2 protein-coding genes are annotated in these 3,324 nt (G+C 67.9%); both read left to right on the top strand.

Annotation, left to right across the window (positions count from 1 at the left end):
• Positions 1-293 precede the first annotated feature (293 nt).
• Positions 294-827, top strand: coding sequence for a hypothetical protein (locus QZY48_RS33095; RefSeq protein WP_295438810.1), 534 nt, complete (start codon positions 294-296; stop codon positions 825-827).
• Entirely contained in the window at positions 784-3,132 is a 2,349-nt protein-coding gene (locus QZY48_RS33090) for an SUMF1/EgtB/PvdO family nonheme iron enzyme (protein ID WP_295438808.1), read from the top strand. The genes QZY48_RS33095 and QZY48_RS33090 overlap by 44 nt, the downstream gene beginning before the upstream one ends.
• The last annotated feature ends 192 nt before the right edge of the window (positions 3,133-3,324 follow it).

Genomic DNA, 3,324 nt, shown 5'->3' with positions numbered 1-3,324 from the left:
CGGACCCTACGGCAAGCTCGCGCTCCGTAGGGTCCGCTGTGCGGACCACCGGCCTCGTGACACCGCGCCGGAGACTGGCTCGGCGGGGGTTGATCGGAAGCGACCAGTCAGGCGATTTCCGAAAAACTCCATACCACGAGCGCTGGACCTAGCGATGGCCGGAGCGACTCGACCGGAGGCCGACGCTTTAGCGGGCAGCGACGCCGCATCCGGCTGAAGCCTCGACCTCCGGTTTGTTGTGCGGGTACATCGTTATCCCGAATTCACCTTAAAGGGCGACCGAGGGGCACGCCATGGCAGCCGATCCCATCGATCTGAACGACATCGCGGCGGTGCGCCGCCACCTGGCCGAACTGGAGGCTGGGCAGGCGGCCAGCCTGACCGGCTCCGGCGCCGTGGCCCAAGGCGGCGGCGAGGCGCTGGGCGAGCGCAGCGTCAAGGTCGAGGGTGACGCCGAGACCATCGTCACCGGGATCCAGGTCGTCACCCACTACCATGCCGCCGCCAGCGGGCGCCTGACCAAGGGGCAGATCGCCCGCCAGGTGGCCGGCTACCTGCGCTGGTTGCGTTCGCGCACCGAGTGCATTGAACTGCGCGGGATCGAGCGGGCGGGCGGGGCGCCGGTGGTGATGCTGCCGCTTGAGACCGCCTATGTGCCGCTGCGGGCCAAGTGGATGGCGGGTAGCGGGGAGGACTTGCCACTGAGCAAGGTGCTGGGATTGGGCAATCGCCTGGCAATCGTCGGGGGGGCCGGGGTCCGGAAAAACCACGGTGCTGGTGCATATGGCTTGGGCACTGGCCTCGTCCCTGCTCTCCGGCAAGCCTGAACCGGCGCGTTCGCGCCTTGCACTGAAGAAGACGATAAAGATCACCCCGCCGCCCCAACCCATACCGACGCCCCAGGAATCCAAGCCGGCGCCCCCTCGTTTCGTCCAGATCGATGTCCCCCCAAGCGAGTTCCCGCTGCCCATCTTTGTGCCGCTCGCATCCTTCGCGCGCTATCGGCGCAAACTGCCGGGCAACGCGCCCCCTCGCGAGCGCACCCTGGCCCACTTCATCTCGTACCACCTGACCGAACGGCAGGCCGACTTCGACCTCCCGGCGGATTTCTTCGTCCAGGTCCTGCAAGATGGCCGAGACATCCTACTACTGCTCGACGGGCTGGACGAGGTGGCCAACGAGTCTGAGCGCTTCGAGGTCCGCCAGTGCGTCGAGGACTTGGTGGGCGGGCGCGAGGCCATGCGCGTCCTGGTCACCTGCCGTACCGCCGCCTATCGCAGCGGGCGTACCGCCCTGGGCGCGGACTTCCGGGAGATCCTGGTCCGACCGCTCGACTTCGAGGGCCACATAGCCCCGATGGTCCGCCAGGCCTATGACTGCATCTACCCGCACGATACCGGCCTGCGCGACGAACGGGCGACCGATCTGCTGGAGGGAATCCGGCGGCTGGAGCAGGACCGCCGCACGCGCCTGGGTAAGGACGCCGAGGCATTGGTGGACAGCCCCCTGATAGTGCGCCTGCTGCTCATCGTCCATTTCAACAACCGCCGCTTGCCGGACGAGCGCGCGGACCTGTTCGACAAGGCTATCAATGCCCTGTTGCAGGTGGACTATGGGCGGGAGGAGGGCGATATCCGGGAACTTTCCACGGATTGGAAACCCTTCCGCGACATGGCCCAGCACCTCGCCTTCCACATGCACGGCCAGGGCCGCGACCAGGGCCGCGAGATCGAAGAGGCGGCGCTCAAGGCCGCGCTCCGCCGAGAGGTGGACTTCAAGCCACGCATCGACGACTTCCTGCAGAGCGCCCGCCAGCGCGGCAGCGTGCTCGAGGAACGCACCGGGGTCTATCGTTTCATCCATCTGGCCTTTCAGGAGTTCCTCGCCGCGCGCTATCTGGGGCAGGTAACCATGGGTGCAGGCGGCCTCCCCGCCATCGTCAAGCGTCTCGAGGGACACCTGAACGACCCCTGGTGGCGCGAGCCCATCCTGCTCCTGGCTGGCTACCTGGGGGTCCATTCCCCCACAACCGCGCGCAAATTCCTGGCGGCGCTGGCGCGGGCTGGGGAGACGCCGGACGCCCGGATCGCCGCGGCCGAGCTGGCGGGCATCGCCGCGCTGGAGTGGCGAGAAAGTGGGGAGCCCGTCAAGGCCGAGTGTGCCGCACGGATCATTGCAGCGCTAGGCGATGGGAGCACCCCCAATGAGTGCAGGGCATCGGTGCGCGTCCGGGTCGCAGGTCTCGTGCCTCGCCTGGGCGGTGACCCCCGCTTCGATCCGGGGCGCTACCACCTTCCGGGGGACGACTGGCTTGGCTTCGTACCGATTGATGCCGATCCACAGTTCAGGATCGGCACACGGCCCTCGGACCGGCTGCGGGTTGCGAGGATCATCGGGTATGACGTGCCCGACCACGAAATCAACGACGCCCCCACGCCGACACCGGCCTTCTACATCGCCCGCTATCTGGTCACGGTCGGACAGTTCAGGGCCTTCCTCGCAGCGACGAGGACTGAGCCCCGTGATCCCAAGGCACTTGACGATCCGGAGAGCCGGCCGGTGCGCTATATAGACTGGTGGGAGGCGATGGCCTACTGCCGGTGGCTGCACCGAGCCCTGGCGGACGGGTCGGTCCTGGCCGGGTCCGAGGCTGCCCGACTGGTGCGAAAAGGCTCGTGGCAGGTCAGTCTGCCGGGCGAACGGGAGTGGGAAGTGGCGGCGCGAGGCGGGCGGCGGGGCTCGGTGTGCCCCTGGGGGGATATGCCAAACCCGGATGCCGCTAACTACGGGGAGTCGAACATTAGGGATACTTCGTCGGTCGGCTGCTTCCTAGCCAACGGGTTCGGTCTGTACGACATGGTCGGCAACGTCTGGGAGTGGACGCGCAGCTTATGGGCGTTGGACTACAGTCAGGTAAACGACCCGCGGCGCGAGGACCTGGACGCCGGGGATAGCCAAGCACGGGTCGTACGTGGCGGTTCGTGGCTCAATGTTCAGGGCCTCGCGCGCTGTGCCTGCCGGGCTATGCTTCTACCCGACGGCCGGAGCAACCTCTTGGGTTTCCGTGTCGTGTTGCGTGCCGCCCCTGTGTCTTCAACCCCGATTTCTGTCGCTCCGGACGCTGCCCGCTGATCCGCCGACTCTGGAGGGGGCACGGCGGAGGGGCTTGGCCATGATCCCGGCCATGCCAGGCTGCGAGGCCCTCGCGACACCGCACGCGCTGAGGCAGGGGCCGGCACTGGGGGCGCCGCACCCCAGTGCGGCGCGATCTCGCACGCGACCGCGGCGTTGCGTGTTGCGGATAGGCCGCGCCGCACTGGGGTG

Source organism: uncultured Thiodictyon sp., assembly GCF_903828115.1.
GTDB lineage: Bacteria > Pseudomonadota > Gammaproteobacteria > Chromatiales > Chromatiaceae > Thiodictyon.
Note: the sequence above shows the minus strand (reverse complement) of the source record. Positions and strands in the feature narration are given on the sequence as shown.